We start from the raw sequence: 25,274 nt of genomic DNA, 5'->3' as shown, positions 1-25,274 counted from the left end.
GGCCCCGGCGCTCCGTTCAGTCGAAAGCCGCCCCGACGCCGCGGGCCGCCAGGCGGCCGGTGCCGATCGTGGCCTGCGCCGCGGTTCTGGCGGTGAACACTGTCGCATCCGCGGCAGCATCGGCGAGGGTCAGCGCGGCGCAGCCGGGCAGGGCGAAGCCGAGAAGCAGGCAGAGAACGGGGCGCATGGCGGCCTCCTTGGGGGATCAGCGTTTCTTCAGCGCGTCGAGCAGCGCGCTGCCGAGCGCGCCCGGCGCATCCTCGCGGCGCGGCGGCGGGGCGGCCTTGTCGCCGCGCGGCGGCCTGCCGCCCGGGCCGGCCGGGCCACCCGGGCCGTCCTTGCCGCGGGCGCGCGGGCCGGAAGCGGCGCCGGGCTCGGGGGCGGATTTGCGCATGGTCAGGCCGATGCGCTTGCGCGCCGCGTCGACCTCGGTGACCCGCACCCGCACCACGTCGCCGGCCTTCACCACCTCGTGCGGGTCCTTCACGAAGCGGTCGGCGAGCTGGCTAACATGCACCAGCCCGTCCTGGTGCACGCCGATATCGACGAAGGCGCCGAAGGCCGCGACATTGGTCACCGTGCCCTCAAGCGCCATGCCGGGCTTCAGGTCGTCGAGCGTCTCCACGCCCTCGGCGAACTGCGCCGTCTTGAAGCTCGGGCGCGGGTCCCGGCCGGGCTTTTCCAGCTCCGCCAGGATGTCGCGCACCGTGGGCAGGCCGAAGCGGTCGTCGGCGTAGCGCTCGGGCGCGAGCCGGCGCAGCGGCGCCGGGTCGGCCATCAGCGCGCGCAGGTCGCGGCCGCAATCCGTCACGATGCGCCGCGCCAGGTCGTAGGCCTCGGGATGCACCGCCGAGGCGTCGAGCGGCTCGCTGCCATCGGCGATGCGCAAAAAGCCCGCGCATTGCTCGAAGGCCTTGGGGCCGAGCCGCGCCACCTTTAGCAGGTCGCGGCGGCGGGCAAAGGCGCCGGCGGCATCGCGATGCGCGACGATGGCCTCGGCGAGGCCGGGCCCGAGCCCCGAGACATGCGCCAGAAGCGGCGCCGAGGCGGTGTTGAGATCGACGCCCACCGCGTTCACCGCGTCCTCGACCACGCCGTCGAGGGCGCGCGCCAGCTGCGCCTGGTCGACATCGTGCTGGTACTGGCCGACGCCGATGCTCTTGGGCTCGATCTTCACCAGCTCGGCCAGCGGGTCCTGCAGGCGCCGCGCGATCGAGACCGCGCCGCGCAGGCTGACATCGAGACCGGGAAATTCCTTCGCCGCCAGTTCCGAGGCCGAATAGACCGAGGCGCCGGCCTCCGAGACCACCACCCGGGTCGGCGCCTTGGTGCCGGCCGGCAGGCGTTTCAACACGTCGCCCACCAGCTTCTCGGTCTCGCGGCTGGCGGTGCCGTTGCCGATGGCGATCAGCTCCACGCCGTGGGCGCGGATCAGCCGCAGGATCGCCGCCTCGGCGCCCGCCACGTCGCGGCGCGGCTGGAACGGGTAGAGCGTCTCGGTCGCCACCAGCTTGCCGGTGGCGTCGATCACCGCCGCCTTGACCCCGGTGCGGATGCCCGGATCGAGGCCCAGGGTCGGCCGCGCCCCGGCCGGGGCGGCGAGCAACAGGTCGTGCAGGTTGCGGGCGAAGACGGCGATCGCCTCCTCCTGGGCCCGCGCGCGCAACTCACCCATCAGGTCGACCATCATCGACAGCGACAGCTTGACCCGCCAAACCCAGTCGGCGGTGGCGCCGAGCCAGTCGTCGCCCGGCCCGCCGCGGCCCACCCCGAGGGCGCGCCGCACCTTGGCCTGCGCGCGCGCCGCGCCGTCCTCGGGGTCGGGCGCGATGTCGAGCGTGACGACGCCCTCCTTGGAGGCGCGCAGCATCGCCAGGGCACGGTGCGAGGGCACCTTGGACCACGGCTCGGCATGGTCGAAATAGTCCGAGAACTTGGCGCCCTCCTGCTCCTTCCCGGCGACCACCCGGGCGGTCATTCGGGCCTCCCGGCGCATGAAGTCGCGCAGATCGCCCAGCAGGGCGGCATCCTCGGTCAGCCGCTCGGCGAGGATGTCGCGAGCGCCGGCGAGCGCCGCCTTGGCATCCGCCACGGCCTCCGACAGGTAGCCCCGGGCCAGCGCCTCGGGGTCGGCGGCGCGGTCGGCGAGGATCGCCTCGGCCAGCGGCTCGAGCCCGTTCTCGCGGGCGATCGCGGCCTTGGTGCGGCGCTTCGGCTTGTAGGGCAGGTAGATGTCCTCGAGCGCGGCCTTGGTCTCGGCCCCGGCGATGGCGCGGTCGAGCGCGGCGTCGAGCTTACCCTGACCGTCGATCGAGGCGCGGATCGCGGCCCGGCGGTCCTCCAGCTCGCGCAGGTAGCCGAGCCGGTCCGACAGGGTGCGCAGCTGGCTGTCGTCGAGCCCGCCGGTGGCCTCCTTGCGGTAGCGCGCGACGAAGGGCACGGTGGCGCCGCCGTCGAACAGCGCGACCGCGGCGGCGACCTGCCGCTCGGCGGCGCCGATCTCGGAGGCGATGGTGCGGGCGATGCGGGTCTGGGTGTCCAAGGCGGGCCTCCGGGGTCTCGTGGAAGCCTCCGGGATAGCGCCGCCGCGCCCCGCCGCCAAGGGGGCGGTGCCGGCCGGGGCGGTGGGTTGCCGAGGCCTGTGGCTGGGCCCGGCGGGGCGGCGGAACGCTGCGGCACGCACCGCCGCTCGCCCGCAGCCCCGTCCAGCGCTCCGGGTTGCAGAGCCGAGCCGCGCAGCGGCGGGCCGCGGCGCGGCGATCCTGCCCGCGGAATCCCTTGGTTTATCCTACCAAGTCCGAAGACGGTCGAAGTTAAGCGCCCAGCCCCACCGTATCGCCGGGCCGGGGGGCGGCCCGACGATGCGCGGCAGCCTGACGGCCGCTGTTTCGCGCCGGGACCCAGACCGAAGGTCCACGTCAGATCGCCGTTTTTGCGAGGATGCCCGCGGTCTCTCGCGCCATCCTTGGCCGCCCGCAGCCCTGTTCTGCCCTACGGCCTTCAGCGCAAAGCCGCGCAGCGACGGGCCGCGGTGCGGCGATCCCGGCCGTGGAATCCCTTGGTTTATCCCCGCCACACCCGAAAAAGTTCAAAGCTGCGCGCCCAGCCCCACCAGATCGCCGGGCCGGGAGGAGGTCCGGCGATGCGCGGCGGCCTTACGGCCGCTGTTTCGCGCCGGGAGCTGGACCGAACGTCCACGTCAGACCGCCGATTTTGCGAGGATGCCTGCGGTCTCTCGCGCCATCCTTGGCCGCCCGCAGCCCTGTCCTGGCCTTCGACCGTCAGCGCGAAGCCGTGCAGCGGCGGGCCGCGGCGCGGCGATCCCGGCAGTGGAATCCCTTGCTTTATCCCGGCCGCGTCCGAAGAAGTTCTATGCTGCGCGTCCAGCCCCACCGGATCTCCGGGCCGGGGGGCGGCCCGGCGATGCGCGGCGGCCTTACGGCCTTGATTCCGCGCCGGGAGAGGGGAGTCCGTGCCCTGTGGCGGCCCGAGGAGGCGCGGCCTGCAGCCGTCAGTCCGCGCCGGGCGCCAGCGCCGGACCGGGGGCTCGTCTCCCACCGGCGCCGCGCAGCGGCGGTCGCGGCGGGGTTGACCCCGGCGGCGTTCCCGCCGACCGTCGCCCGCGAACCGCCGGAGGGACCCCGCGCATGCGATGCTTCTACGCGCCCGAGACCGCGGCGCACGATCCGCGCTTCCGCCTGACCCTCGGCCGCCCGGCCGAGAATGCCGAGCGCCCGGAGCGCGCGCAGCGGCTGCTCGAAGCGCTCGACCGGCTGGGGCTTGCCGCCGAGAGTCCGCCCGAGCATCCACGGGCACGGCTCGAGGCGGTGCATACCAGCGACTTCCTCACTTTCCTCGAGACCGGCTGGCAGGCCTGGCAGGCGCTGCCCGGGGCCGGGCCGGAGGTGGTGGCCAACGCCTTTCCCCAGAAGGACCGGGCGCGCTATCCGCAGAGCATCGTCGGCCGCGCCGGCTGGCACATGGGCGATTGCGCCGCGCCGCTCGGGCCGCACAGCTGGGCGGCGACGAAGCGCGCCGCCGATTGCGCGCTCTCGGCCGCCGAGGCGGTGCTGGCCGGCGCGCCCGCCTGCTATGCGCTGACCCGCCCGCCGGGGCACCATTCCGACGCCGACAGCGCCGCCGGGCATTGCCTGCTGAACGTCACCGCGCTGGCCGCGGCGCGGCTCCGCGAGGGCCATGACCGGGTCGCGGTGCTCGACATCGACACCCATCACGGCAACGGCACGCAGGCGATCTTCTACGCGCGCGGCGACGTGCTCACCGTCTCGGTCCATACCGACCCGGCCAATTACTACCCTTTCTTCACCGGCTATGCCGAGGAGACCGGCGCGGGGGCGGGCGCGGGCGCCAATCTCAACCTGCCGCTGCCCGCCACCACCTCGGATGCGGGCTGGCTGGCCGCGCTCGACACCGCGCTGGCCCGGGTGCAGGACTTCGCGCCCGGCGCGCTGGTGGTGGCGCTCGGGCTCGACGCGCACGAAGCCGACCCGCTCAAGGGCATGAAGGTCACCTTCGACGGCTTCGCCCAGGCGGGCGGGCGGATCGCCGCGCTCGGCCTGCCCAGTGTCTACGTGCAGGAGGGCGGCTATCTCTCGCCCGACCTCACGACCTCGCTCACCGCCTTTCTCGGCGGCGTCCTCGGACGCGCGCCGGCCGCAACCCCGACGGAGTGACCCGATGGCTGAAGGATCGAATTCGCTGGCCGCCGCCGACATGGCGCACAGCCTGCACCCCTACACCAACCTGCGCCTGCACGAGCAGCAGGGCCCGATGGTGATCACCCGCGGCGACGGCGTGCATGTCTACGACGACCAGGGCCGCGAATACATCGAGGGGCTGTCGGGCCTCTGGTCGGTGGCGGTGGGCTTTTCCGAGCCGCGGCTGAAGGACGCCGCGATGCGCCAGATGGAGGCGCTGCCCTATTACCATTCCTTCGCCCACAAGGCGCACGAACCGGCGGTGCGGCTGGCCGAGAAACTGGCCGAGATCACGCCCGAGGGGCTCAACCGGGTGTTCTTCACCAGCTCCGGGTCCGAGGCCAACGACACCGTGGTCAAGATGGTCTGGTTCATGAACAACGCGCTGGGCCGGCCCGAGAAGAAGACGTTCCTGTCGCGCAACAAGGCCTATCACGGCATCACCGTGGCCTCGGGCTCGCTGACCGGGCTGCCCGCCAATCACGGCGATTTCGACCTGCCGGCGATCCCGGTGCGGCACCTGACCTGCCCGCATCACTGGCGCTGGGCCGAGCCGGGCGAGAGCGAGGCCGACTTCACCAAGCGGCTCCTCACGGAGGCCGAGGACGTCATCCTCGAGGAAGGGCCCGAGACCATCGCCGCCTTCATCGGCGAGCCGGTGATGGGGGCGGGCGGCGTCATGGTGCCGCCCGAGGGCTACTGGCCGGGGATCGCCGCGCTCTGCCGGAAATACGACATCCTGCTGGTCTCGGACGAGGTGATCTGCGGCTTCGGCCGGCTTGGCACGCGCTGGGGCTGCGAGGCCTTCGGCGTGGTGCCCGACATCCTCGTGACCTCGAAGCAGTTGACCTCGTCCTACATGCCGCTGGCGGCGGTGGTGGTGAACGACCGGGTCTATGATGCCATCGCCGACAATTCCGCCAGGCTCGGCACCTTCGGGCACGGCTACACCGCCTCGGGTCACCCGGTGGCCTGCGCCGTCGGGCTCGAAAACATCGCGGTGATCGAGGAGGGCGACCTGATGGGCAACGCCGCCCGGCTCGGGCCGCGCCTGCAGGAGAAGCTGCGCGGCTTTGCCGATCACCCTATGGTGGGCGAGGTGCGCGGCATGGGGCTGATCGCGGGGCTCGAACTGGCCGCCGACCGTGACGCCCGGCAGAGCTTCCAGCCCGCCGGCAAGGCCGCGGCCTTGGTGGCGCGGCTCGCCGCGGAGGAGGGGCTGATCTGCCGCAACGTCTACGAGACCGTGGCGCTCTGCCCGCCGCTGATCGTCACCGAAGCGCAGATCGACGAGATCGTGGCACGGCTCGGCCGGGCGCTCGACCGGGCCTGGGAGCACGTCCAGAGCCACGGCCTGGCCTGACGGCGGGGGGAAGGGTGCGCCGGGCCGGATCGCTTCCCGGCCGGCGATTGCACCGCGGCCGGTCCGGGCATAGCTCTGGGGCAAAGAGGAGTTCGACATGACCAATCCGCTGCTGGCGCCCTGGGACGGGCCCTTCGGCCTGCCGCCCTTCGACCGCATCGACGACGAGGACTTCCCCGCCGCCTTCGAGACCGCGCGGGTGGAGCACCTGGCCGAGATCGCCGCCATCGCCAACGATCCCGCCCCGCCGAGCTTCGACAACACTATCCTGGCGCTCGAGGGCGCGGGGACCGCGCTCGACCGGGTGCTGGCGGTGTTCTACGGGCTGGCCGGCGCCGACAGCACGCCGCGGCGGCAGGAATTGCAGCGCGACTTCGCGCCCAAGCTGGCCGACCATGCCTCGGAGATCTACGGCAACCGGGCGCTCTTCGACCGCATCCGGACGCTGTGGGAGGGGCGCGCGGCGCTCGATCTCGGGGCGCAGGAGGCGCAGCTCCTGATGCTGACCCATCGCGGCTTCGTGCGCGCCGGCGCCGCGCTCGACGGCGCCGCGGCGGCGCGGATGCGCGCGATCAAGGCGCGGCTCTCGACGCTGGGCACCGCCTTCACCCAGAACCTCCTGGCCGACGAGGCCGGCTGGCAGATGGCGCTGGAGGAGGCCGATCTCGAGGGCCTGCCGGACTTCGTCCGGGCCGCCGCCCGCGCCGCCGGCGCCGAGCGCGGGGCCGGCGGGCCGGTGGTGACGCTGTCGCGCTCGGTGATCGTGCCGTTCCTGCAATTCTCGCCGCGCCGCGACCTGCGCGAACGCGCCTGGCGCGCCTGGACGGCGCGCGGCGCCGGTGGCGGCGAGACCGACAACCGCGCCATCGCCGCCGAGATCCTGGCCCTGCGCCAGGAGCGCGCCGAGCTGCTGGGCTACCCGAGCTTCGCCGCCTACAAGCTCGAGACCGAGATGGCCAAGAGCCCCGACCGGGTGCGCGACCTGCTCTCCGAGGTCTGGGACGCGGCGCGCGCCAAGGCGCTCGAGGATCAGGCCGCGCTCGAGGCGCGGATGCAGGCCGACGGCGTGAACGGCCCGCTGCAGCCCTGGGACTGGCGCTACTACGCCGAGGCGCGGCGCCGCGAGGAGCACGCGCTCGACGAGGCGGCGCTGAAGCCGTATCTGCAGCTCGACCGGATGATCGCCGCCGCGATGGCGGTGGCCGGGCGGCTCTTCGGGCTGGAATTCCGCGAGATCGAGGCGCCGCTCTACCACCCCGATTGCCGGGCCTGGGAGGTCGCGCGCGGCGGCACCCATCGCGCCGTCTTCATCGCCGATTATTTCGCCCGCGCCTCCAAGCGCTCGGGGGCCTGGTGCTCGGCCATGCGGATGCAGGCGCGCCGGCCCGAGGCGGAGACGCCGATCGTGGTGAATGTGTGCAACTTCGCCAAGCCGGAGCCGGGGCATCCCGCGCTCTTGTCCTACGACGACGCGCGCACGCTGTTCCACGAATTCGGCCACGCCCTGCACCAGATCCTGTCGGACGTGGAGTTCGGCTCGATGGCCGGCACCTCGGTGGCGCGCGATTTCGTCGAACTGCCGAGCCAGCTCTACGAGCATTGGCTGGAAGTGCCCGAGGTGCTGGCCGAGTTCGCCACCCATGCCGAGACCGGCGCGCCGATGCCCGAGGAGATGCTGGAGCGCCTGCTGGCGGCGGCCAATGCCGACCAGGGCTTCCAGACGGTCGAATACGTGGCCTCGGCGATGGTCGATCTGGCCTTTCACGACGGCACGCCGCCGGCCGATCCGATGGCGCGGCAGGCCGAGATCCTCGCCGGGATGGGCATGCCGGAGGCCATCGCCATGCGCCATGCGACGCCGCATTTCGCCCATGTCTTCGCGGGCGACGGCTATTCCTCCGGCTATTACAGCTACATGTGGTCCGAGGTCATGGATGCCGACGCCTTCGCCGCCTTCCGCGAGGCCGGCGGCGCCTTCGACCCGGACATGGCGCGGCGGCTCGAGGCCTGCATCCTGTCCCGCGGCGGCAGCGCCGAGGCCGAGGATCTCTATGTCGGCTTCCGCGGCCGCATGCCCGGGGTGGCGGCGCTGCTCGAGGGCCGCGGGCTGATCGCGGCGGAGTGAGGGGCGCCGCGGCGCCCGGCCGGGGCGGGGTCGCGGGACCCGCCCGAACCGGCCATGGGCGCGCCGTTCCCTGCCACCGGCGCCGCGTGACGCAACGGAATGCCGCCCCGGCGCGGAAAAGTTTTGTATCAAAGCCGCGCGCAAACCTTGCCGAAACGGAAATTCGAGCTTTCTTGCGCATCGGCGCGGGGAACCCTCCGCGCGGCCGGGCCGCGATCTCCGGGCGCTTGCCTGATCCGGGGATCGCTGCTCAAATTGAACGACTTCGGCCCCGGCAAAGCCCGGCCGGCGGCCATCTCTACTGATGGATTGGGAACGCGAGCGCCGGTCGCTCTCAGAGGAGACACAGGTTCGACACCATGAAGGAAGCAGGGGCCGCCGGGACGACGGTGATGGTGGTGGATGACGAGGTCCTCGTGGGCCTCGACATGAAGATGTCCTTGGAGGAATCGGGCTACACGGTGATGGGTCCGTTCACCGACCCGGTCAGCGCCGTCGCGGCGCTCGACGAGAGCAGTCCGGATTTCGCCATTCTCGACGCCAATCTCGACGGCCGGTCGAGCGGCCCGGTGGCCGAGCGGCTGCTTGAGCTCGCGGTGCCGTTCATCTACGTCACCGGCTACGGCGAGGATTTCGCCCGCGGCCAGCTGCCGCCGGCCGAGGCGCTGGGCAAGCCGGTGCGGATGTCCGACCTCGTCAAGCGCGTCCGGGCGGCGCTCGGGGATGGCGCGCCGAAGGGCAAGCTTGCCTGACGCGGCGGTCCCCTCCGGACCCGACTTTCCCTTCCGCCTGACCGCCCCGGCCGAACATGCCGGCGCGCTGCCGGCCCGCGTCGATGTCGCGGTGATCGGCGGCGGCGTCGCCGGGGTCAGCGCGGCGCTCGAACTGGGGCGCGCGGGGCTGTCGGTTCTGGTGCTGGAAAAGGGCCGGATCGCGGCCGAGCAGAGTTCGCGCAACTGGGGCTGGATCCGGGTGCAGGGCCGCGACCCCGGCGAGGTGCCGCTGGCGCTGGAGGCGCGCGCGCTCTGGCAGGCGCTCGACCGCCAGTGCCGGGGCCGGCTCGGGGTGCGCCGCATGGGCGTCAGCTATCTGGCGCGCCGGCCGGCCGACATGGCGCGGCACGAGGCCTGGCTCGCCGCCGTGGCGGATCACGGGCTCGACAGCCGGCTTCTGGGCCGGCGCGGCCTGGCCGACCTCGCGCCCGGGCATGCGGCGGACTGGATCGGTGCGCTGCACACGCCCTCGGATCTCTGCGGCGAACCTTGGCAGGCGGTGCCGGAACTGGCGCGCCTGGCGCGGTCCGAGGGCGTGACGCTGCGCGAGGGGTGCGCGGTGCGCGGGCTCGACATCGCGGCGGGCCGCGTCGCCGGGGTGGTGACCGAGGCGGGACGGGTGGCCGCCGATGCGGTGGTGCTGGCCGGCGGCGCCTGGTCGGGGCTGTTTCTCGGGCGCCACGGCGTGGCGCTGCCCCAGCTCTCGGTGCGCGCCACCGCACTCGCCACGCAGCCCTTGCCCGAGACCGCCCGGACCGGCGGGCTCGACGGCCGCGTGGCGTTCCGCCGCCGCGCCGATGGCGGCTACACGCTGGCGCCGTCCACGGCGTCGGAATTCCGCCTCGGCCCCGCCGCCCTGCGCTGGGCGCCGCGCTACCGCCGGGCCCTGGCCTCGGTGGGCTACCGGGTGCGGCTGGGCCTGCGCGCCCCGGCCGGGTTTCCCGATGCCTGGGGCACGCCGCGGCGCTGGGACGACGATCGCGAGACCCCGTTCGAGCGCATGCGCATCCTCGATCCCGAGCCCGACCGGCGCGGCGCCGCGGCGGCCTGCGCGGCCTTTGCCGCGGCCTTTCCCGGGCTCGGCCCGGTGCGGCCCCGGCGGGTCTGGGCCGGGATGATCGACGTGCTGCCGGATGTGGTGCCGGTGATCGACCGGGTCGCGGCGCTGCCCGGTCTGACGCTCCTGACCGGATTCAGCGGCCACGGTTTCGGCATCGGCCCGGCGGCGGGGCGCGCCGCGGCGGCGCTGGTCGAGGGCCGGGCGCCGGGTCATGACCTGGCGCGGTTCCGCTTCGCGCGCTTCTCCGATGGCAGTATAATGCGGCCCGGGCCCGGCTTCTGACCCTGCCGCCGCGTGCCGCGGCTGGCCCGGCTTGCGGGCGCCCGGGGGCTCGGGCAGGGTGGCGCCGTTCCGAATTTCAAGGAGTCCCCCGAATGCCGGTCAAGAACCGCTTTGCCGAGATGCAGGACGAGATCACCGCCTGGCGGCGCGACCTGCACCGGCATCCCGAGATCCTGTTCGAGACCCACCGCACCGCCGGGCTGGTCGCCGAACGCCTGCGCGCCTTCGGCTGCGACGAGGTGGTCGAGGGCATCGGGCGCACCGGCGTGGTGGGGGTGATCCGCGGCCGCTCCACCGACTCGGGGCGCACCATCGGGCTGCGCGCCGACATGGACGCGCTGCCGATCCGCGAGGCGACCGGGCTCGACTACGCCTCCGCCACCCCCGGGGCGATGCATGCCTGCGGCCATGACGGCCACACCGCGATGCTGCTGGGCGCCGCCAAGTACCTCGCCGAGACGCGCAATTTCGACGGCACCGCGGTGGTCATCTTCCAGCCCGCCGAAGAGGGCGGCGGCGGCGGTCGCGAGATGTGCCGCGAGGGCCTGATGGCGCGCTTCGGCATCGAGGAGGTCTACGGCATGCACAACTGGCCCGGCGTGCCGGTCGGCCGCTTCGCCATCCGGCCGGGGCCGTTCTTCGCCGCCACCGACCTCTTCGAGATCGTTGTCGAGGGCCGCGGCGGCCATGCCGCCAAGCCGCAGGAGACCGTCGACCCGGTGGTGGCGAGCGCCCAGCTGGTCAGCGCGCTGCAGAGCATCGCCAGCCGCAACGCCGACCCGGTGGCGCAGCTGGTGATCTCGGTGACCTCGATCGAGAGCTCGTCGAAGGCCTTCAACGTGATCCCGCAGAGCGTGCACCTCAAGGGCACCGTGCGCACGCTGGCGCCCGAGCTGCGCGATCTGGCCGAAACCCGGATCCGCGGCGTCGCCGAGGGCGTGGCGGCGGCCTTCGGCGGCACCGCGCGGATCGAGTACCAGCGCAACTACCCGGTCATGGTCAATGCCGAGGCGCAGACCGAGTTCGCCGCCGAGGTGGCGCGCGCCGTGGCCGGCGATTGCGCCGAGGCGCCGCTGGTCATGGGCGGCGAGGATTTCGCCTACATGCTCGAGGAGCGGCCCGGCGCCTACATCCTGGTGGGCAACGGCGACACCGCCTCGGTGCATCACCCGGAATACGATTTCAACGACGCCGCCATTCCCGCCGGCTGCTCCTGGTGGGCCGAGATCGTCGAGCGCCGGCTGCCGGCCTGACCCGGCCCGCCGCCGCCCGCCGCGGCCCTCCGCGGCTCGGAGGCGCGGCGCAATTGCCGCCGCGCCGGAAGGCGGAGCGCGGGTCGGCCGCCATTCCGCGCGGCAGGCGGGGGTGGAAGGGCAGGGCGGCCCGGCAAATCCGGCGGGGCGGTCTTGCAGCCCCCCGAGGCGGTCACTAAGACTCGTGCGACACGGTGCGGACCGACATTTCCGAGACACAGACAGGCAGGCGCATGACCGATCCCTTCGAGACCTACATGAATACCCTGGTCCCCATGGTGGTGGAGCAGACGAGCCGCGGCGAACGCGCCTACGACATCTTCTCGCGGCTGCTGAAGGAGCGGATCATCTTCGTCAACGGCCCGGTGCATGACGGCATGTCGAGCCTGATCGTGGCGCAGCTGCTGCACCTCGAGGCGGAGAATCCGGCCAAGGACATCTCCATGTACATCAACTCGCCGGGAGGTGTCGTGACCTCCGGCCTGTCGATCTACGACACCATGCAGTACATCAAGCCCAAGGTCTCGACCCTGGTGATCGGGCAGGCCGCCTCGATGGGCTCGCTGCTCTTGACCGCCGGCGCGCCGGGCATGCGCTTCTCGCTGCCCAACAGCCGGATCATGGTGCACCAGCCCTCGGGCGGCTATCAGGGCCAGGCCACCGACATCATGATCCACGCCGAGGAGACGCTGAAGCTCAAGCGGCGGCTCAACGAAATCTACGTGAAGCATACCGGCCAGAGCCTCAAGAAGGTTGAACAGGCGCTCGAGCGCGACCATTTCATGTCCCCCGAGGATGCGAAGGAATGGGGCCTCATCGACGAGATCGTGGAGAGCCGGGGCAAGGCCGAAGAGGCCACGTCCTGATCCGCTTCCGTCCGGACGCGGCGCCGATGCGGCGCCGCGGCGGCGGGGCGGAATTTGCGATTGAGGCGCGGTGGCGGCTGTCCTAAGCTTCGGACAGGTCGGCCCGCGGGGGCAGCGACGGCAAGACGGGCCCCGCGACGAATGACGGCCGGGAAAGGTTTGATATGGCGACGAACTCAAGCGGCGACAGCAAGAACACGCTCTATTGCAGCTTCTGCGGCAAGAGCCAGCACGAGGTGCGCAAGCTGATCGCCGGGCCCACGGTGTTCATCTGCGACGAATGCGTCGAGCTGTGCATGGACATCATCCGCGAGGAGACCAAGGGCTCGGGTCTCAAGAGCCATGACGGCGTGCCGACGCCCCTGGAGATCTGCAGCGTGCTCGACGATTACGTGATCGGGCAGATGCGGGCCAAGCGGGTGCTTTCGGTGGCGGTGCACAACCACTACAAGCGCCTCAACCATTCCTCGAAGAGCTCCGACATCGAGCTGTCGAAGTCGAACATCCTGCTGATCGGCCCCACCGGCTGCGGCAAGACGCTCCTGGCGCAGACCCTGGCGCGGATCCTCGACGTGCCCTTCACCATGGCCGACGCGACCACGCTGACCGAGGCCGGCTATGTCGGCGAGGATGTCGAGAACATCATCCTCAAGCTGCTGCAGGCCAGCGAGTACAATGTCGAGCGGGCGCAGCGCGGCATCGTCTACATCGACGAGGTCGACAAGATCACCCGCAAGTCGGAGAACCCGTCGATCACCCGCGACGTCTCGGGCGAGGGCGTGCAGCAGGCGCTGCTGAAGCTGATGGAGGGCACCGTCGCCTCCGTTCCGCCGCAGGGCGGGCGCAAGCATCCGCAGCAGGAATTCCTGCAGGTCGACACCACCAACATCCTGTTCATCTGCGGCGGCGCCTTCGCCGGGCTCGACAAGATCATCGCGCAGCGCGGCAAGGGCTCGGCCATGGGCTTCGGCGCCGATGTGCGCAACGTCGAGGAGCGCAACGCCGGCGAGGTGTTCAAGGAGCTGGAGCCCGAGGATCTGCTGAAATTCGGCCTGATCCCGGAATTCGTCGGCCGCCTGCCGGTGCTGGCGACGCTCGAGGATCTCGACGAGGAGGCGCTGGTCACCATCCTGACCCAGCCCAAGAACGCGTTGGTCAAGCAGTACCAGCGGCTGTTCGAGCTCGAGGACACGCAGCTGACCTTCACCGAGGATGCGCTGTCGGCGATCTCCAAGAAGGCCATCGCCCGCAAGACCGGGGCGCGCGGCCTGCGCTCGATCCTCGAGGACATCCTGCTCGACACCATGTTCGAGCTGCCGGGCATGGACGAGGTCGTCGAAGTGGTGGTCAACGAGGAGGCGGTGACCTCGGATGCCAAGCCGCTGATGATCTACGCCGACCAGAAGAAGGAGCCGGCCACCGCGGGCTGACCGCCGATGCGGGGCCGCAGCCCCGCAGGCGCGCCCCGAATGGTCGGACCGACGCGGCCCCGCAATCATTTGCGGGGCCGCGTCGCGTTCGGGGTCCCGGAAGCCGGGGTGCGAAGCGGCCCGACGCCGGGCCGCGGCGCGGCGACCACCGGCCAGGACGGCAGCGCCGTGTCCCGGCCACGTCCGGACGACCCCGGAGCGCCCCGCCCGACCAGATCGCCGGGGGCGGCCCGAGGCGCGGGAGACTGACAGCCTGCCTTCCGCGCCGGCGCAGTGCGGGGGATTGGCGCGGGCGGCAGTGCCGTGGAGCCTCCGCGCCGGGCGCGGGGCTGTGCGCCTCTGTGCCGGGGGCGGCGAGGCGCGGGGGGCGTGAGGGCCTCGAGTGGCCGCGAGGGCGGGGCGGGGGCACCGGGTGAGGGCGGCCACCCGACACGGCGCGCGGCGGGCGCCATGGGTGGCCGCCCGGGGTCCCGGAGCGCGCCCCGGCACGCCAGGCCGGGGGGGGGCGGCGGCAGCGCGGATCCCGCCGCCGCGGCCGGGCGGACTGGACCTTGCGCCGGGGCTCGGGCATATACGGGGCGACCGGAACAGGAGTCGTTGATGGGCCTTCTCAAAACCCTGCTGCGTGCCGTGACCTGGTGGAACGGCGCCACGCTCAACACGCTGCTCTATACCCGCCGCCATGGCGAAAAGGTCGGCGAGGACGCCCAGGGCAACGTCTTCTACCAGTCCAAGGATGGCGCCCGGCGCTGGGTGATCTTCAACGGCGAGGCCGAGGCCAGCCGGGTCGATCCGGACTGGCATGGCTGGCTGCACCACACCTGGAAGGAGCCGCCCACCTCCAAGCCGCTGGCCCACAAGCCGTGGGAGAAGCCGCACCTGGAGAACCTCACCGGCACCGCTTTGGCCTACGCCCCGCAGGGCTCGATCCGCCAGGTCAACCCGGTCGAGCGCAAGGATTACGAGGCATGGAGCCCGGAGTGATGCGGGGCCTGCGCGGCCTTCTCGCCGGTCTGGCGCTCGCCGCCGCCGCGGCGCTGCCGGGGCTGGCCCAGGAGGTGACCGAGAGTGGCACCGGGGCCGAGATCCGCGCCCTCGACAAGCTGACCGGCAAGGTCACCGACCTCTCCATCGCCGCGGCGTCGCGCAAGGGGGTGGGCCGCATCGAGGTCGAGATCGCCGAATGCCGCTACCCCGAGGGCGACCCGGCGGGCGACGCCTTCGCCTTCCTGACGGTGCGCGAACTGGGCAAGCCCGATCCGGCCTTCCGCGGATGGATGATCGCCGCGGCGCCGGCGCTCAACCCGATGGACCACCCGCGTTACGACGTCTGGGTGCTGCGCTGCACCACCTCCTGACCTGACGCCGCCAGCGGCATCGCCGCGAGGTCGGTGCTGCGGGCCAGCGCCTCGGCGAGCCGGCGCTGGTATTCGGCGCGCGGGATCTCCTCGGCCCCGAGGCTCAGCAGATGCGCGGTGACGAACTGCGTGTCGAAGAGGGTGAAGCCGGCGCGGTTCAGAAGATCGACCAGCCAGGCCAGCGCCACCTTGGAGGCGTCGCGGCGGCGCGAGAACATGCTCTCGCCGCAGAACGCCCCGCCCAGAGCGACGCCGTAGACCCCGCCGGCGAGCTGGCCGTCCTGCCAGATCTCCAGCGAATGGGCGTGCCCGGCGCTGTGCAGCGCGCCGTAAAGCTCCGAGATCTCGGCGTTGATCCAGGTCACCTCGCGGTCCGCGCAGGCCGCCATGACGCCGGCGAAATCGCGGTTCAGGGTGACCCGGTAATCGTCGCGGCGCAGCCGCCGGGCGAGGCTCCGGGAGATGTGGAACCGGTCCAGCGGCAGCACGCCGCGATGTTTCGGATCGACCCAGAAGATGTCCGGGTCGGTCCGGCTTTCGGCCATCGGAAAGACGCCGACCCGGTAGGCCTGCAGCAACAGATCGGGCGAGACGCTCACGCCTGTTCGGGCGCGAGCGCTCGGGCGAGCCAGTGTTCGAGCCAGTGGATGTTGTAGCTGCCCGAGATCACGTCCGGCTCCTCCAGAAGCTGGCGGAACAGCGGGATGGTGGTGTCGACGCCGTCGACGATCAGCTCGCTCAGGGCCCGCTTCATGCGCGCCAGAGCCTCGTCGCGGTCCCGGCCATGCACGATCAGCTTGCCGATCAGGCTGTCGTAATAGGGCGGGATCCGGTAGCCGTCGTAGAGCGCCGAATCCATCCGCACGCCGAGCCCGCCCGGGGCGTGGTACTGGCTGATGCGGCCCGGCGAGGGCGCGAAGCTCGGCAGCTTCTCGGCGTTGATCCGCGCCTCGATGGCGTGGCCGTTGATCTTCAGGTCGTCCTGGCCGAAGGACAGCGGATGGCCCGCGGCGACGCGGATCTGCTCGCGCACCAGGTCGACGCCGAAGATCGCCTCGGTCACCGGGTGCTCGACCTGCAGACGGGTGTTCATCTCGATGAAGTAGAACTCGCCCTTTTCGTAGAGGAACTCGATGGTGCCGGCGCCGGAATAGCCGATCTCGGCCACCGCGTCGGCGCAGGTCTTGCCGATCCGGGCGCGTTCCTCGGCGCTGATGCAGGGGCCGGGGGCCTCCTCGAGCACCTTCTGGTGGCGCCGCTGCAGCGAGCAGTCGCGCTCGCCCAGATGCACGGCGTGGCCCTTGCCGTCGCCGAAGACCTGGATCTCGATGTGGCGCGGCGTGGTGAGGTACTTCTCGATATAGACCTCGTCATTGCCGAAGGCCGCCTTGGCCTCCGAGCGGGCGGTGCGGAAGGCGCGCTCCATGTCGCGGGCATCCTGCGCCACCTTCATGCCGCGGCCGCCGCCGCCGGCGGTCGCCTTGACGATCACCGGGTAGCCGATCTCGGCGCCGATGCGCTGCGCGGATTCCAGATCCGGCACGCCACCCTCCGATCCCGGCACGCAGGGCACGCCGAGCGCCTTCATGGTGTCCTTGGCGGTGATCTTGTCGCCCATGATGCGGATGTGCTCGGCCGAGGGGCCGATGAAGGTCAGGCCGTGATCCTCGACGATCTGCACGAAGCGGGCATTCTCCGACAGGAAGCCGTAGCCCGGGTGGATCGCCTGCGCGCCGGTGACCTCGCAGGCCGAGATGATCGCCGGGATCGACAGGTAGGATTGCGCCGAGGAGGGCGGCCCGATGCAGATCGTCTCGTCGGCCATGCGCACATGCATGGCGTCGGCATCGGCGGTGGAATGCACCGCGACGGAGGCGATGCCCATCTCGCGGCAGGCGCGGATGACGCGCAGCGCGATCTCACCGCGATTGGCGATCAGGATCTTGTCGAACATGCCCGGCCTCACTCGAGGATCACGAGCGGCGCGCCGTATTCCACCGGGGCGCCGTCCTCGACGAGGATGCGCTTGACGGTGCCGGCGCGCGGGGCGGGGATGTGGTTCATGGTCTTCATCGCCTCGACGATGAGCAGCGTGTCGCCCTCCTCGACCTCGGAGCCGACGCGGATGAAGGCCGGCGAGCCGGGCTCGGCCTGCATATAGACGGTGCCGACCATGGGCGAGGTCACGGCGCCGGGATGATCGGCCGGATCCTCGGGCGCGGCGGAGGCCGCCGGCGCGGCCGGGGCGGCCGGGGCGGCGGGCGCCGCGTGGACCGGGGCCGGGGCGGCGTGCGCCGGCGCCGCCGGCGCCGCGGCCTGCGGCTGGCGGCGGCTGACGCGGACGTTGAGGCTGTCATCCTCGCCGTAATCGCGCTTGACCTGCAGTTCCGTCAGGTCGGTTTCGCGCAGAAGCTCGGCCAGGGCCCGGATGAAGGCGACGTCCTGGTCGCGTGTCGTATCTGCCATGTGATCCTCGACAAATGTCGCCGCAAAGGCGCGTGAGCGATTTTGTCGCGGTGTATAGGGCAAGCGTCCGGGCATGAAAAGCGCCCGCCGGGGCGCCGGGCCGGGTGCCGCCGCGCGCGGCCGGGATCCGCGCCGGGCGGCGGGGCCCTGCCGGCGGGCCCGGCGCTCAGGCGCGCAGCGCCTCGGCCGCGGCCTCGTAGGCCTCGGCGGCGGCGGCGCCGTCCGGCCTGCCATCCTCGGGCCGGGCGCCGGGATCGGCGGTCACCTCGCGGGCGAGGATGGCGGCGATGCGCAGTTGCAGGACGCTGGGCGGCGCGACGTGATCCTCGGCGAAGAAGTCCGCCGCCGGCCCGCCGCGCCGCGCGTCCGGCGCGCCGGGCTCGGGCGGCGCATCGGCAGGCTCCTCGGTCCCCGGGGGAAGGCCCAGCACGTCGGCGGAGCGGCCGGAGAACCCGGTCTCCGGCGCGGCCGCGACGGCGGCGGGGAAGGCGGGATCGGGGGGAAGCGGCAGCAGCCCGGGCACGGGGCCGGGGCGCGCGGGCACGCCTTGCGTGACGATCATGACAGCACAACCTTGCACTCGGCCCCCGACGCGAGCCTACCACGAATCCTGTTCGACATGCGGGAACAGAGCGTTTCCCGTGCAGCGACCGTTGTCCCGGGCCGCGCCCCGGCCCGCTCTATAGGGCCGCCCAGCGCTGTCTGCCTCTGCGCCGCCGCGCCGTCGCGCCGCCCGCGCGCCCCCTCAGATCGCCAGGTACTCGGCCCGCAGGGCGGCGTCCTCCAGCACCTCGGAGGCGCTGCCGTCATAGGCGATGGAGCCGGTGTCGAGGATGATCGCCCGATCGGCGAGCTGCAGCGCGCGGACCGCGTTCTGCTCCACCAGGATCGTCGTCATGCCCTGATCCTTGATCAGCCTCAGGGTCTTCTCGATCTCGTCGACGATCACCGGGGCAAGGCCCTCATAGGGCTCGTCGAGCAGCAGCACCTTGATGTCGCGGGCCAGGGCACGGGCGATCGACAGCATCTGCTGCTCGCCGCCCGAGAGCGTCACGCCCTCCTGCTTGCGGCGCTCGCCGAGCCGCGGGAACAGCGTGTAGAGCCGCTCGATCGACCAGCCGATGGGCGGCTGGATCTGCGCCAGCTGCAGGTTCTCCTCGACCGTCAGGCCGGGGATGATGCGGCGGTCCTCGGGCACGAGGCCGAGCCCCGCCTGCGCCGCCTCGTAGCTCTGCATCTTGTGCAGCGGCTGGTGGTCGAGCCAGATCTCGCCCCGCGGGGTCTGCGGGCTGCCGGTGCGGGCGATGGCGCGCAGCGTGGTGGTCTTGCCGGCGCCGTTGCGGCCCAGCAGCGCCAGGATCTCGCCCTCGTGGACGTCGAAGGAGATGCCCTGGACGATGTAGCTCTCGCCGTAATAGGCGTGCAGGTCCCAGACCGAAAGGTAGGCCGGCGCGGTGGCGGCGCGGCTGGCATGGGCGGCGAAGTCGGGCTTGGTGTTCATCGTGAAGGCTCCTTACGCCGCTTCGCCGAGATAGGCTTCCTTGACCTTCGGATGGCCCTTGATGCGTTCGGGCACGTCCTCGACCAGCGGCGTGCCCTGGGCCAGCACGGTGATCCGGTCGGCGAGGCTGAAGACCACGTGCATGTCGTGCTCGATGATGCACATGGTGATGTTGCCGCGGCCCTTGATCTCCTTCAGCAGCGCGATGGTGTTGTTGGTGTCGGCCCGGGCCATGCCGGCGGTCGGCTCGTCGAGCAGCAGGAGCTTGGGGCGCTGAATCAGGCACATGGCCATTTCCAGCCGGCGCTTGTCGCCCCGCGACAGCGCCGCGGCATGCATCTCGCGCTTGTCGAGCATGCCGACCTCGTCGAGCATCGCCTCGGCCTCGCCGATCAGCGCGCGCTCGGATCCGACGCCCTCGAAGGCGTGCATCCGGAAGGCGCCGTCGCGCTTGGCGAAGAGCGGAATCATCATGTTCTCGAACACCGTCAGGTCGTTGAAGATCTCCGGCGTCTGGAAGACCCGGGAAATGCCCATCTGGTTGATCTCGTAGGGCTTGCGGCCGAGCACCGACTGGCCCTCGAACATCACCGACCCGGTATCGGGAATGAGCTTGCCGACGAGGCAGTTGAGCAGCGTCGACTTGCCGGCGCCGTTCGGGCCGATGATCGCGTGCACGCTGTTCTCGGCCACCGAGAGGTTGACGTCGCCCAGCGCCTGCAGCCCGCCGAAGCGCTTGTTGACGTCCTTGACTTCGAGGATTCCCATGGCGCGCTCCCTTACTCGGCCGGGTGGCTCTTCTGGCGGTCGGCGGCGTCCGCTTCCACGGAACCGGCCTTGCGGCCGCGGCGGAACACCGTGGCGATGCGGTTGCCGCCCTCGACGAGGCCGCCGGGCAGGAAGATCACCACCAGCATGAACAGCAGGCCCAGCGTCAGGTGCCAGCCCTTGCCGACGAAGGGGTGGATGATCGTCACCATGGCGTTCTCGAGCCCGTCGGGCATGAAGGCGAACCAGCCGTGCAACACGTTGTCGTTGAGCTTCGAGAAGATGTTCTCGAAATACTTGATGAAGCCGGCGCCGAGGACCGGGCCGATCAGCGTGCCGGCGCCGCCCAGGATGGTCATCAGCACGACCTCGCCCGAGGCCGTCCACTGCATCCGCTCGGCCCCGGCCAGCGGGTCCATCGCCGCCAGCAACCCGCCGGCGAGCCCGGCATACATGCCCGAGATCACGAAGGCGGCGAGCGTGTAGGGCCGGGCGTTCAGGCCGGTATAGTAGAGCCGCTGCTGGTTCGACTTCACCGCCCGCAGCATCATCCCGAAGGGCGAGCGGAAGATCCGGATGGCGAGGTAGAAGGCGGCGATCATGATCAGCGCGCAGAGGTAGTAGCCGGCGGAGAACTGGAACTGCCACGGTCCCAGGGCCAGCGTCTCGGTGGCGCGCATCTCGAGCCCGAAGAGGTTGACCACCGGGATCGATCCGCCCTCGGCCGGCCCGTCGAGGATGCGCGGGTCGTTGAGCGCGATCTGCAGCCCGGTCTCGCCGTTGGTGATCGGGGTCAGCACCGAATAGGCCAGCGCGAAGGACATCTGCGCGAAGGCCAGCGTCAGGATCGAGAAGTAGATGCCGGAGCGGCGCAGCGACACGTAGCCGATGACCAGCGCGAACAGGCCGGCGACGATCACCGACAGCACGATCGCCGGGATCACGTTCATGGTCAGCAGCTTGAACATCCACACCGCGGCATAGGACCCGGCGCCGAGAAAGGCGGCATGGCCGAAGCTCAGGTAGCCGGTCAGCCCGAACAGGATGTTGAAGCCGATGGCGAAGATGCCGAAGATCACGAAGCGCTGCATCAGGTCCGGGTAGCCGGCATTGAACTGGGCCAGCGAACTGTCGGTCGGAAACGGGTTCAGGAGGAACGGCGCCAGCATCGTCAGCGCGATGACGATCAGGAACAGGGCGGTGTCTTTCTTGCCGAGACCGAGCATGGCTTACTCCTCCATCACGCCGCGGCGGCCCATCAGCCCGCGCGGGCGGGTGAGCAGCACGATGATGGCGACGACGTAGATGACGATCTGGTTGATGCCGGGGATCAGCGCAATGACCTGGGTCATCGAGGCGAAGCTCTCGAGGATGCCGAGCAGGAAGCCCGCGAGCACGGCGCCCGGCAGAGAGCCCATGCCGCCCACCACCACCACGACGAAGCTGAGCACCAGGAAGTCCATCCCCATGTGGTAGTTCGGCGAGTTGATCGGCGCGTACATCACCCCCGCCATGCCGGCGACCGCGGCGGCGATGCCGAACATGATGGTGAAGCGCTTGTCGATGTTGATGCCGAGCAGGCCCACGGTCTCGCGGTCGGCCATGCCGGCGCGCACCACCATGCCGAAGGTGGTGAATTGCAGGAAGGCGAAGACCGCGCCGATCACCAGCGCCGCGAAGGCGAAATAGACCAGCCGCCAGTAGGGATAGATGATGACGTTCGGGTCCATGCCGAGCAGGGCGCCGAAATCGAACGATCCGGCCAGCGCCGTCGGCGCCGGGGTGGGGATCGGGTTGGCGCCGAAGAAATACTTGACGATCTCCTGCAGCACGATGGCGAGGCCGAAGGTCACGAGGATCTGGTCGGCATGCGGGCGCTTGTAGAAGTGCTTGATCAGCCCGCGCTCCATCACGATGCCCACGAGCAGCATCACCGGCAGGGCGAACAGGATGGCCAGCGGCACCGACCAGTTGATGATCGCCGTGCCGATCTCCGGGCCGAGCCAGGCTTCCAGGTAGGGCGTCTCGACCTTGACCGGGTTGCCGAGGAAATCCTTCCGGCTCTCGTCGAGAGTGACGAAGCTCAGCGACAGCAGGCGCTGCAGGGTGACGGCGCAGAAGGCGCCGATCATGAACAGCGCGCCATGCGCGAAATTGACCACGCCCAGCGTGCCGAAGATCAGCGTCAGGCCGAGCGCGATCAGCGCATAGGCCGAGCCCTTGTCGATGCCGTTGAGTGTCTGGAGAATGATGGCGTCCATGATCCTCACCGCTTGCGGGACGGGGTGGCACCTGCACCCGGCGCCGCAGGGGTGCGCGCCGGGTGCGGGACAACACGGCCGCTGTTGACGCGGCCGGGTATCGGGGAGGGGGCGGCGTCAGGCGCCCGGGTTGCAGGTGCCGAGGCTGCCGCCTGCGAACATCGGATGGTCCGGGTCGTAGGTGACCTGCTCGGCCGGGGTGACCTCGACGATCTCCACCAGGTCGAACTCGTTCTCCGGGTTCTCCTTGCCGCGCACCACGACGACGTCCTTGAAGCACTGGTGGTCGGCGGCGCGGTACAGCGTCGGGCCGTTGCCGAGCCCGTCGAACTCGTAGCCCTCGAGCGCCTCGACCACGGCGCAGGGGTTGAAGCTGCCGGCGCGGGTGACGGCATCGGCATAGAGCAGCGTCTGGGCGTAGCAGGTATGCGCCGCCTGGGAGGGCGGGAAGCCGTATTTCTCGCCGAAGCTCTGCACGAAGGCATTGGTGCCGGCGTAGCGCGCGCCCTTCTCGTTCTCGAGCTTCCAGTCCCAGTTCTGCGAGCCGGGAATGCCCTTGATGTTCTGCCCGGCGCCGCGCGCCATCAGCTCGGAATAGAGCGGCACGACGATCTGGAAGTCCTTGCCGTTGGCCTGCGCCTCGCGCAGCCCGAACTGCACCGCGTTGGTCAGCGAATTGACCATGTTGCCGCCGTAATGGTTCAGCACCAGCACGTCGGCGCCCGAGTTCAGCACCGGCGCGATGTAGGACGAGAAGTCGGTGGTGGTGAGCGGCGTCAGCACGTTCTCCACCGTCGACCAGCCCAGCGCCTCGGTGGCGGCCTGGATCGATTCCTGCTGGGTCCAGCCCCAGGTGTAATCGGCGGTCAGGTGATAGGCCGCGCGGTCGGTGCCGTAGAGGTTCTCGAGGATCGGGCCGAGCGCCGCGGCCGACATGTAGGCGTTGAAGAAGTGCCGGAAGCCGTTGGCCTTCTTGTCCTTGCCGGTGGTGTCGTTGGAATGGGTGAGGCCGGCCATGAAGATCACGCCGGCATCCTGGCACAGCGCCTGCACCGCCACCGCCGGGCCCGAGGACGAGCCGCCGGAGATCATGATGGCGCCGTCCTTCTCGATCATCGAGCGGGCCGAGGCGCGGGCGCGGTCGGTGTTGGTCGCGGTGTCGCCGGTGACGTATTCGATCTTCTTGCCGAGAATGCCGGCCCCGTCGAGCTCCTTGGACGAAAAGGTCTGCAGCATGCCGCCGTCGCCGCCGCCGTTCAGGTGCTCCACCGCCAGTTCGAAGGCGCGCAGCTCGTCGGCACCCTCGTCGGCATAGGGCCCGGTCTGCGGCACGTTGAAGCCCAAGGTGACGGTGTCGCCGGTGGGCGCGTTGGTGAAGCCGGATTCCTGCGCGCGCAGATAGGTGGGCAGGGCGAGGCTCGCCCCTGCGGCAAACGCACCGGTGCGGACCACGCCGCGGCGTGTCACGTTCCTGGTCATTCATTCCTCCCTAAAGGCTTTTTGGCGGCGGGCTCCTCTTCCCTCCGCAGCACCTCCCGTGCAAAGCCACTATGGCAAGGCGGGCGAAAATCACGCAACAAAAGGCTTGTAAGTAAGGGGTTTTCTGTAAACGAATGAACAGGCCTGAACGGAATCGGTAAATTCGTTTATGTGGCACCGCAGAAAGGCCTTGATGTGACAGGGGTTTCGCCATGCCGCGCGACACGCTGACCGGCAGCCGGATCCGCGAACGCCGGGGAATGATGGGGATCAAGCAGGCCGACCTTGCACGCCAGGCGGGCATCTCTCCCTCATACCTCAACCTGATCGAGCACAACCGGCGGCGCATCGGCGGCAAGCTGCTGCTGCGCCTGGCCGAGATCCTGCGGGTCGAGCCGGTGATGCTGTCCGAGGGCGCCGAAGCGACGCTGGTGGCCGGGCTCCGCGACGCCGCCGCGCGCGGTCAGGACGCCGCCGCCGAGCTCGACCGGGTGGACGAGTTCGCCGGCCGGTTCCCGGGCTGGGCCGGCCTTCTGGTGGAGGGCCGCCACCGCATCGACGCGCTGGAGCGCAGCGTCGAGACGCTCTCCGACCGCCTGACCCACGACCCGCACCTGGCCGCGGCGCTGCACGACATGCTGTCCACGGTGACCGCGATCCGCGCCACCGCGGCGATCCTCGCCGAGCCGGGGGAGATCTCGCCGGACTGGCAGCGCCGCTTCCACCGCAACGTCGCCGAGGACAGCGCCCGGCTTGCCGAGACCAGCCGTACCCTGGTGAGCTATCTCGACCGCGCCGGCGATGCCGGGGCCGAGGCCAGCGCCCCGCAGGAGGAGGTCGACGCCATCCTGCAGCGCCTCGACCACCGCGTGGCGGCGCTGGAGGGGGAAAGCGCGGCCGATGACCCCTCGGCGCTCGAGGCGCTGGCGGCGGATCTGGCGGGGGCGGCCTCGCCGGCGGCACGCAAGCTGCTCGCGCGGCACCTGCGGCGCTATGCCGAGGATGCCCGGGCGCTGCCCGAGAGCACCCTGGCGGCCGCGCTGGCGGAGACCGGGCCCGACCCGTTCCGGCTCGCCGCGCGGCTCGGCGCCGATCCCGGCCGGGTGATGCGGCGGCTCGCGGTGCTGCCCGAGACGCTGCTCGACCCGGCGGCCGGGCTGGCGCTCTGCGACGCCTCGGGCGCGCTGCTCTGGCGCCGCCCGGTGCCCGATTTCCCGCTGCCGCGCTTCGGCGCCGGCTGTCCGCTCTGGCCGCTCTACGCGGCGCTCAACCGCCCGATGATGGCGCTGTGCGAGGAGGTGGCGCTGCCGGGCTCGCCCGGCGCCCGCTTCACCGCCTACGCCATCGCCACGCCGCGCGGCCTGCCCGAGGCCAACCGCCCGCCGCTCTTCGAGGCGCAGATGCTGCTGGTGCCGCAACCTGCCGAGGCGGGCGGCGCGGCGCCCAAGCCGATCGGCACCGATTGCCGGATCTGCCCGCGCCGGGCCTGCCCGGGCCGGCGCGAGCCGTCGATCCTGTCGGCCGGCCGCGGCAATGGCGGGGCGGGGCCGGAACTGGACTTTTGACAGGGC

22 protein-coding genes are annotated in these 25,274 nt (G+C 71.3%); 11 read left to right on the top strand and 11 right to left on the bottom strand.

What is annotated here, in order from left to right:
- Positions 1 to 16: 16 nt before the first annotated feature.
- Positions 17 to 187 carry a hypothetical protein gene (locus ACXYMW_RS08420; RefSeq protein WP_459034871.1) on the bottom strand — a complete coding sequence of 57 codons (171 nt, stop codon included), beginning with the start codon at positions 185 to 187 and terminating at the stop codon, positions 17 to 19.
- A gap of 18 nt (positions 188 to 205) precedes the next feature.
- On the bottom strand, positions 206 to 2,542 hold the full coding sequence (locus ACXYMW_RS08415; protein WP_459034870.1) for a Tex family protein: 2,337 nt from the start codon (positions 2,540 to 2,542) through the stop codon (positions 206 to 208).
- 1,105 nt (positions 2,543 to 3,647) lie between these two features.
- Here ACXYMW_RS08415 and ACXYMW_RS08410 point away from each other — a divergent pair.
- The 10 genes from ACXYMW_RS08410 to ACXYMW_RS08365 all read left to right on the top strand — a co-directional run bounded on the left by ACXYMW_RS08410 (position 3,648) and on the right by ACXYMW_RS08365 (position 15,228).
- A complete protein-coding gene (locus ACXYMW_RS08410; protein ID WP_459034869.1) occupies positions 3,648 to 4,694 on the top strand; it encodes a histone deacetylase family protein in 1,047 nt (348 codons plus the stop codon).
- A gap of 4 nt (positions 4,695 to 4,698) precedes the next feature.
- A complete protein-coding gene (locus ACXYMW_RS08405) occupies positions 4,699 to 6,081 on the top strand; it encodes an aspartate aminotransferase family protein (RefSeq protein WP_459034868.1) in 1,383 nt (460 codons plus the stop codon).
- A gap of 97 nt (positions 6,082 to 6,178) precedes the next feature.
- Positions 6,179 to 8,206 (top strand): M3 family metallopeptidase, encoded by a 2,028-nt coding sequence (locus tag ACXYMW_RS08400; RefSeq protein ID WP_459034867.1) that lies wholly within the window; start codon positions 6,179 to 6,181, stop codon positions 8,204 to 8,206.
- A gap of 359 nt (positions 8,207 to 8,565) precedes the next feature.
- Positions 8,566 to 8,958, top strand: coding sequence for a response regulator (locus ACXYMW_RS08395; RefSeq protein WP_459034866.1), 393 nt, complete (start codon positions 8,566 to 8,568; stop codon positions 8,956 to 8,958).
- Positions 8,951 to 10,321 carry an NAD(P)/FAD-dependent oxidoreductase gene (locus ACXYMW_RS08390; protein WP_459034865.1) on the top strand — a complete coding sequence of 457 codons (1,371 nt, stop codon included), beginning with the start codon at positions 8,951 to 8,953 and terminating at the stop codon, positions 10,319 to 10,321. Before ACXYMW_RS08395 ends, ACXYMW_RS08390 begins: the two co-directional genes overlap by 8 nt.
- 92 nt (positions 10,322 to 10,413) lie before the next feature.
- Positions 10,414 to 11,574, top strand: coding sequence for a M20 aminoacylase family protein (locus ACXYMW_RS08385; RefSeq protein WP_459034864.1), 1,161 nt, complete (start codon positions 10,414 to 10,416; stop codon positions 11,572 to 11,574).
- A gap of 233 nt (positions 11,575 to 11,807) precedes the next feature.
- A complete protein-coding gene (locus tag ACXYMW_RS08380) occupies positions 11,808 to 12,440 on the top strand; it encodes an ATP-dependent Clp protease proteolytic subunit (protein WP_459034863.1) in 633 nt (210 codons plus the stop codon).
- A 164-nt stretch (positions 12,441 to 12,604) separates the two neighbouring features.
- On the top strand, positions 12,605 to 13,870 hold the full coding sequence (gene clpX, locus ACXYMW_RS08375; RefSeq protein ID WP_459034862.1) for an ATP-dependent Clp protease ATP-binding subunit ClpX: 1,266 nt from the start codon (positions 12,605 to 12,607) through the stop codon (positions 13,868 to 13,870).
- Between the two features lie 600 nt (positions 13,871 to 14,470).
- Positions 14,471 to 14,854 (top strand): NADH:ubiquinone oxidoreductase subunit NDUFA12, encoded by a 384-nt coding sequence (locus ACXYMW_RS08370; protein ID WP_459034861.1) that lies wholly within the window; start codon positions 14,471 to 14,473, stop codon positions 14,852 to 14,854.
- A complete protein-coding gene (locus ACXYMW_RS08365) occupies positions 14,839 to 15,228 on the top strand; it encodes a DUF2155 domain-containing protein (RefSeq protein WP_459034860.1) in 390 nt (129 codons plus the stop codon). Before ACXYMW_RS08370 ends, ACXYMW_RS08365 begins: the two co-directional genes overlap by 16 nt.
- Here ACXYMW_RS08365 and aat read toward each other — a convergent pair.
- The 9 genes from aat to ACXYMW_RS08320 form a co-directional block, all read right to left on the bottom strand.
- Entirely contained in the window at positions 15,192 to 15,827 is a 636-nt protein-coding gene (aat, locus tag ACXYMW_RS08360) for a leucyl/phenylalanyl-tRNA--protein transferase (protein WP_459034859.1), read from the bottom strand. The genes ACXYMW_RS08365 and aat overlap by 37 nt on opposite strands.
- Positions 15,824 to 17,182 (bottom strand): acetyl-CoA carboxylase biotin carboxylase subunit, encoded by a 1,359-nt coding sequence (gene accC, locus ACXYMW_RS08355; RefSeq protein ID WP_459034858.1) that lies wholly within the window; start codon positions 17,180 to 17,182, stop codon positions 15,824 to 15,826. The genes aat and accC overlap by 4 nt, the downstream gene beginning before the upstream one ends.
- Positions 17,183 to 17,190: 8 nt before the next feature.
- Complete coding sequence (gene accB / locus ACXYMW_RS08350) at positions 17,191 to 17,694, bottom strand: acetyl-CoA carboxylase biotin carboxyl carrier protein (protein ID WP_459034857.1); 504 nt, start codon at positions 17,692 to 17,694, stop codon at positions 17,191 to 17,193.
- A gap of 166 nt (positions 17,695 to 17,860) precedes the next feature.
- Complete coding sequence (locus tag ACXYMW_RS08345; RefSeq protein ID WP_459034856.1) at positions 17,861 to 18,256, bottom strand: hypothetical protein; 396 nt, start codon at positions 18,254 to 18,256, stop codon at positions 17,861 to 17,863.
- 183 nt (positions 18,257 to 18,439) lie between these two features.
- Positions 18,440 to 19,195: an ABC transporter ATP-binding protein gene (locus ACXYMW_RS08340; RefSeq protein ID WP_459034855.1), complete on the bottom strand. Its 756-nt coding sequence runs from the start codon at positions 19,193 to 19,195 to the stop codon at positions 18,440 to 18,442.
- A gap of 12 nt (positions 19,196 to 19,207) precedes the next feature.
- On the bottom strand, positions 19,208 to 19,963 hold the full coding sequence (locus ACXYMW_RS08335) for an ABC transporter ATP-binding protein (RefSeq protein ID WP_459034854.1): 756 nt from the start codon (positions 19,961 to 19,963) through the stop codon (positions 19,208 to 19,210).
- A gap of 11 nt (positions 19,964 to 19,974) precedes the next feature.
- Positions 19,975 to 21,189, bottom strand: coding sequence for a branched-chain amino acid ABC transporter permease (locus tag ACXYMW_RS08330; RefSeq protein ID WP_459034853.1), 1,215 nt, complete (start codon positions 21,187 to 21,189; stop codon positions 19,975 to 19,977).
- Positions 21,190 to 21,192: 3 nt separating this feature from the next.
- Positions 21,193 to 22,224, bottom strand: coding sequence for a branched-chain amino acid ABC transporter permease (locus ACXYMW_RS08325; RefSeq protein WP_459034852.1), 1,032 nt, complete (start codon positions 22,222 to 22,224; stop codon positions 21,193 to 21,195).
- Between the two features lie 117 nt (positions 22,225 to 22,341).
- Positions 22,342 to 23,703, bottom strand: a complete 1,362-nt coding sequence (locus ACXYMW_RS08320) for a substrate-binding protein (protein WP_459034851.1) — start codon at positions 23,701 to 23,703, stop codon at positions 22,342 to 22,344.
- 212 nt (positions 23,704 to 23,915) lie between these two features.
- Between ACXYMW_RS08320 and ACXYMW_RS08315 the strand changes: the two genes are divergently transcribed.
- Positions 23,916 to 25,268, top strand: a complete 1,353-nt coding sequence (locus ACXYMW_RS08315) for a helix-turn-helix domain-containing protein (protein ID WP_459034850.1) — start codon at positions 23,916 to 23,918, stop codon at positions 25,266 to 25,268.
- Positions 25,269 to 25,274: the final 6 nt, after the last annotated feature.

It is taken from the genome of Roseivivax sp. CAU 1761 (assembly GCF_054482755.1).
Note: the sequence above shows the minus strand (reverse complement) of the source record. Positions and strands in the feature narration are given on the sequence as shown.

Excerpts from the sequence above, each read along its gene's own strand:
- ACXYMW_RS08420 (WP_459034871.1), bottom strand. The coding sequence starts at position 187 with ATGCGCCCCGTTCTCTGCCTGCTTCTCGGCTTCGCCCTGCCCGGCTGC.
- ACXYMW_RS08410 (WP_459034869.1), top strand. The coding sequence starts at position 3,648 with ATGCGATGCTTCTACGCGCCCGAGACCGCGGCGCACGATCCGCGCTTC.
- ACXYMW_RS08405 (WP_459034868.1), top strand. The coding sequence starts at position 4,699 with ATGGCTGAAGGATCGAATTCGCTGGCCGCCGCCGACATGGCGCACAGC.
- ACXYMW_RS08400 (WP_459034867.1), top strand. The coding sequence starts at position 6,179 with ATGACCAATCCGCTGCTGGCGCCCTGGGACGGGCCCTTCGGCCTGCCG.
- ACXYMW_RS08395 (WP_459034866.1), top strand. The coding sequence starts at position 8,566 with ATGAAGGAAGCAGGGGCCGCCGGGACGACGGTGATGGTGGTGGATGAC.
- ACXYMW_RS08385 (WP_459034864.1), top strand. The coding sequence starts at position 10,414 with ATGCCGGTCAAGAACCGCTTTGCCGAGATGCAGGACGAGATCACCGCC.
- ACXYMW_RS08380 (WP_459034863.1), top strand. The coding sequence starts at position 11,808 with ATGACCGATCCCTTCGAGACCTACATGAATACCCTGGTCCCCATGGTG.
- clpX (WP_459034862.1), top strand. The coding sequence starts at position 12,605 with ATGGCGACGAACTCAAGCGGCGACAGCAAGAACACGCTCTATTGCAGC.
- ACXYMW_RS08370 (WP_459034861.1), top strand. The coding sequence starts at position 14,471 with ATGGGCCTTCTCAAAACCCTGCTGCGTGCCGTGACCTGGTGGAACGGC.
- ACXYMW_RS08365 (WP_459034860.1), top strand. The coding sequence starts at position 14,839 with ATGGAGCCCGGAGTGATGCGGGGCCTGCGCGGCCTTCTCGCCGGTCTG.
- accC (WP_459034858.1), bottom strand. The coding sequence starts at position 17,182 with ATGTTCGACAAGATCCTGATCGCCAATCGCGGTGAGATCGCGCTGCGC.
- accB (WP_459034857.1), bottom strand. The coding sequence starts at position 17,694 with ATGGCAGATACGACACGCGACCAGGACGTCGCCTTCATCCGGGCCCTG.
- ACXYMW_RS08345 (WP_459034856.1), bottom strand. The coding sequence starts at position 18,256 with ATGATCGTCACGCAAGGCGTGCCCGCGCGCCCCGGCCCCGTGCCCGGG.
- ACXYMW_RS08340 (WP_459034855.1), bottom strand. The coding sequence starts at position 19,195 with ATGAACACCAAGCCCGACTTCGCCGCCCATGCCAGCCGCGCCGCCACC.
- ACXYMW_RS08335 (WP_459034854.1), bottom strand. The coding sequence starts at position 19,963 with ATGGGAATCCTCGAAGTCAAGGACGTCAACAAGCGCTTCGGCGGGCTG.
- ACXYMW_RS08330 (WP_459034853.1), bottom strand. The coding sequence starts at position 21,189 with ATGCTCGGTCTCGGCAAGAAAGACACCGCCCTGTTCCTGATCGTCATC.
- ACXYMW_RS08325 (WP_459034852.1), bottom strand. The coding sequence starts at position 22,224 with ATGGACGCCATCATTCTCCAGACACTCAACGGCATCGACAAGGGCTCG.
- ACXYMW_RS08320 (WP_459034851.1), bottom strand. The coding sequence starts at position 23,703 with ATGACCAGGAACGTGACACGCCGCGGCGTGGTCCGCACCGGTGCGTTT.
- ACXYMW_RS08315 (WP_459034850.1), top strand. The coding sequence starts at position 23,916 with ATGCCGCGCGACACGCTGACCGGCAGCCGGATCCGCGAACGCCGGGGA.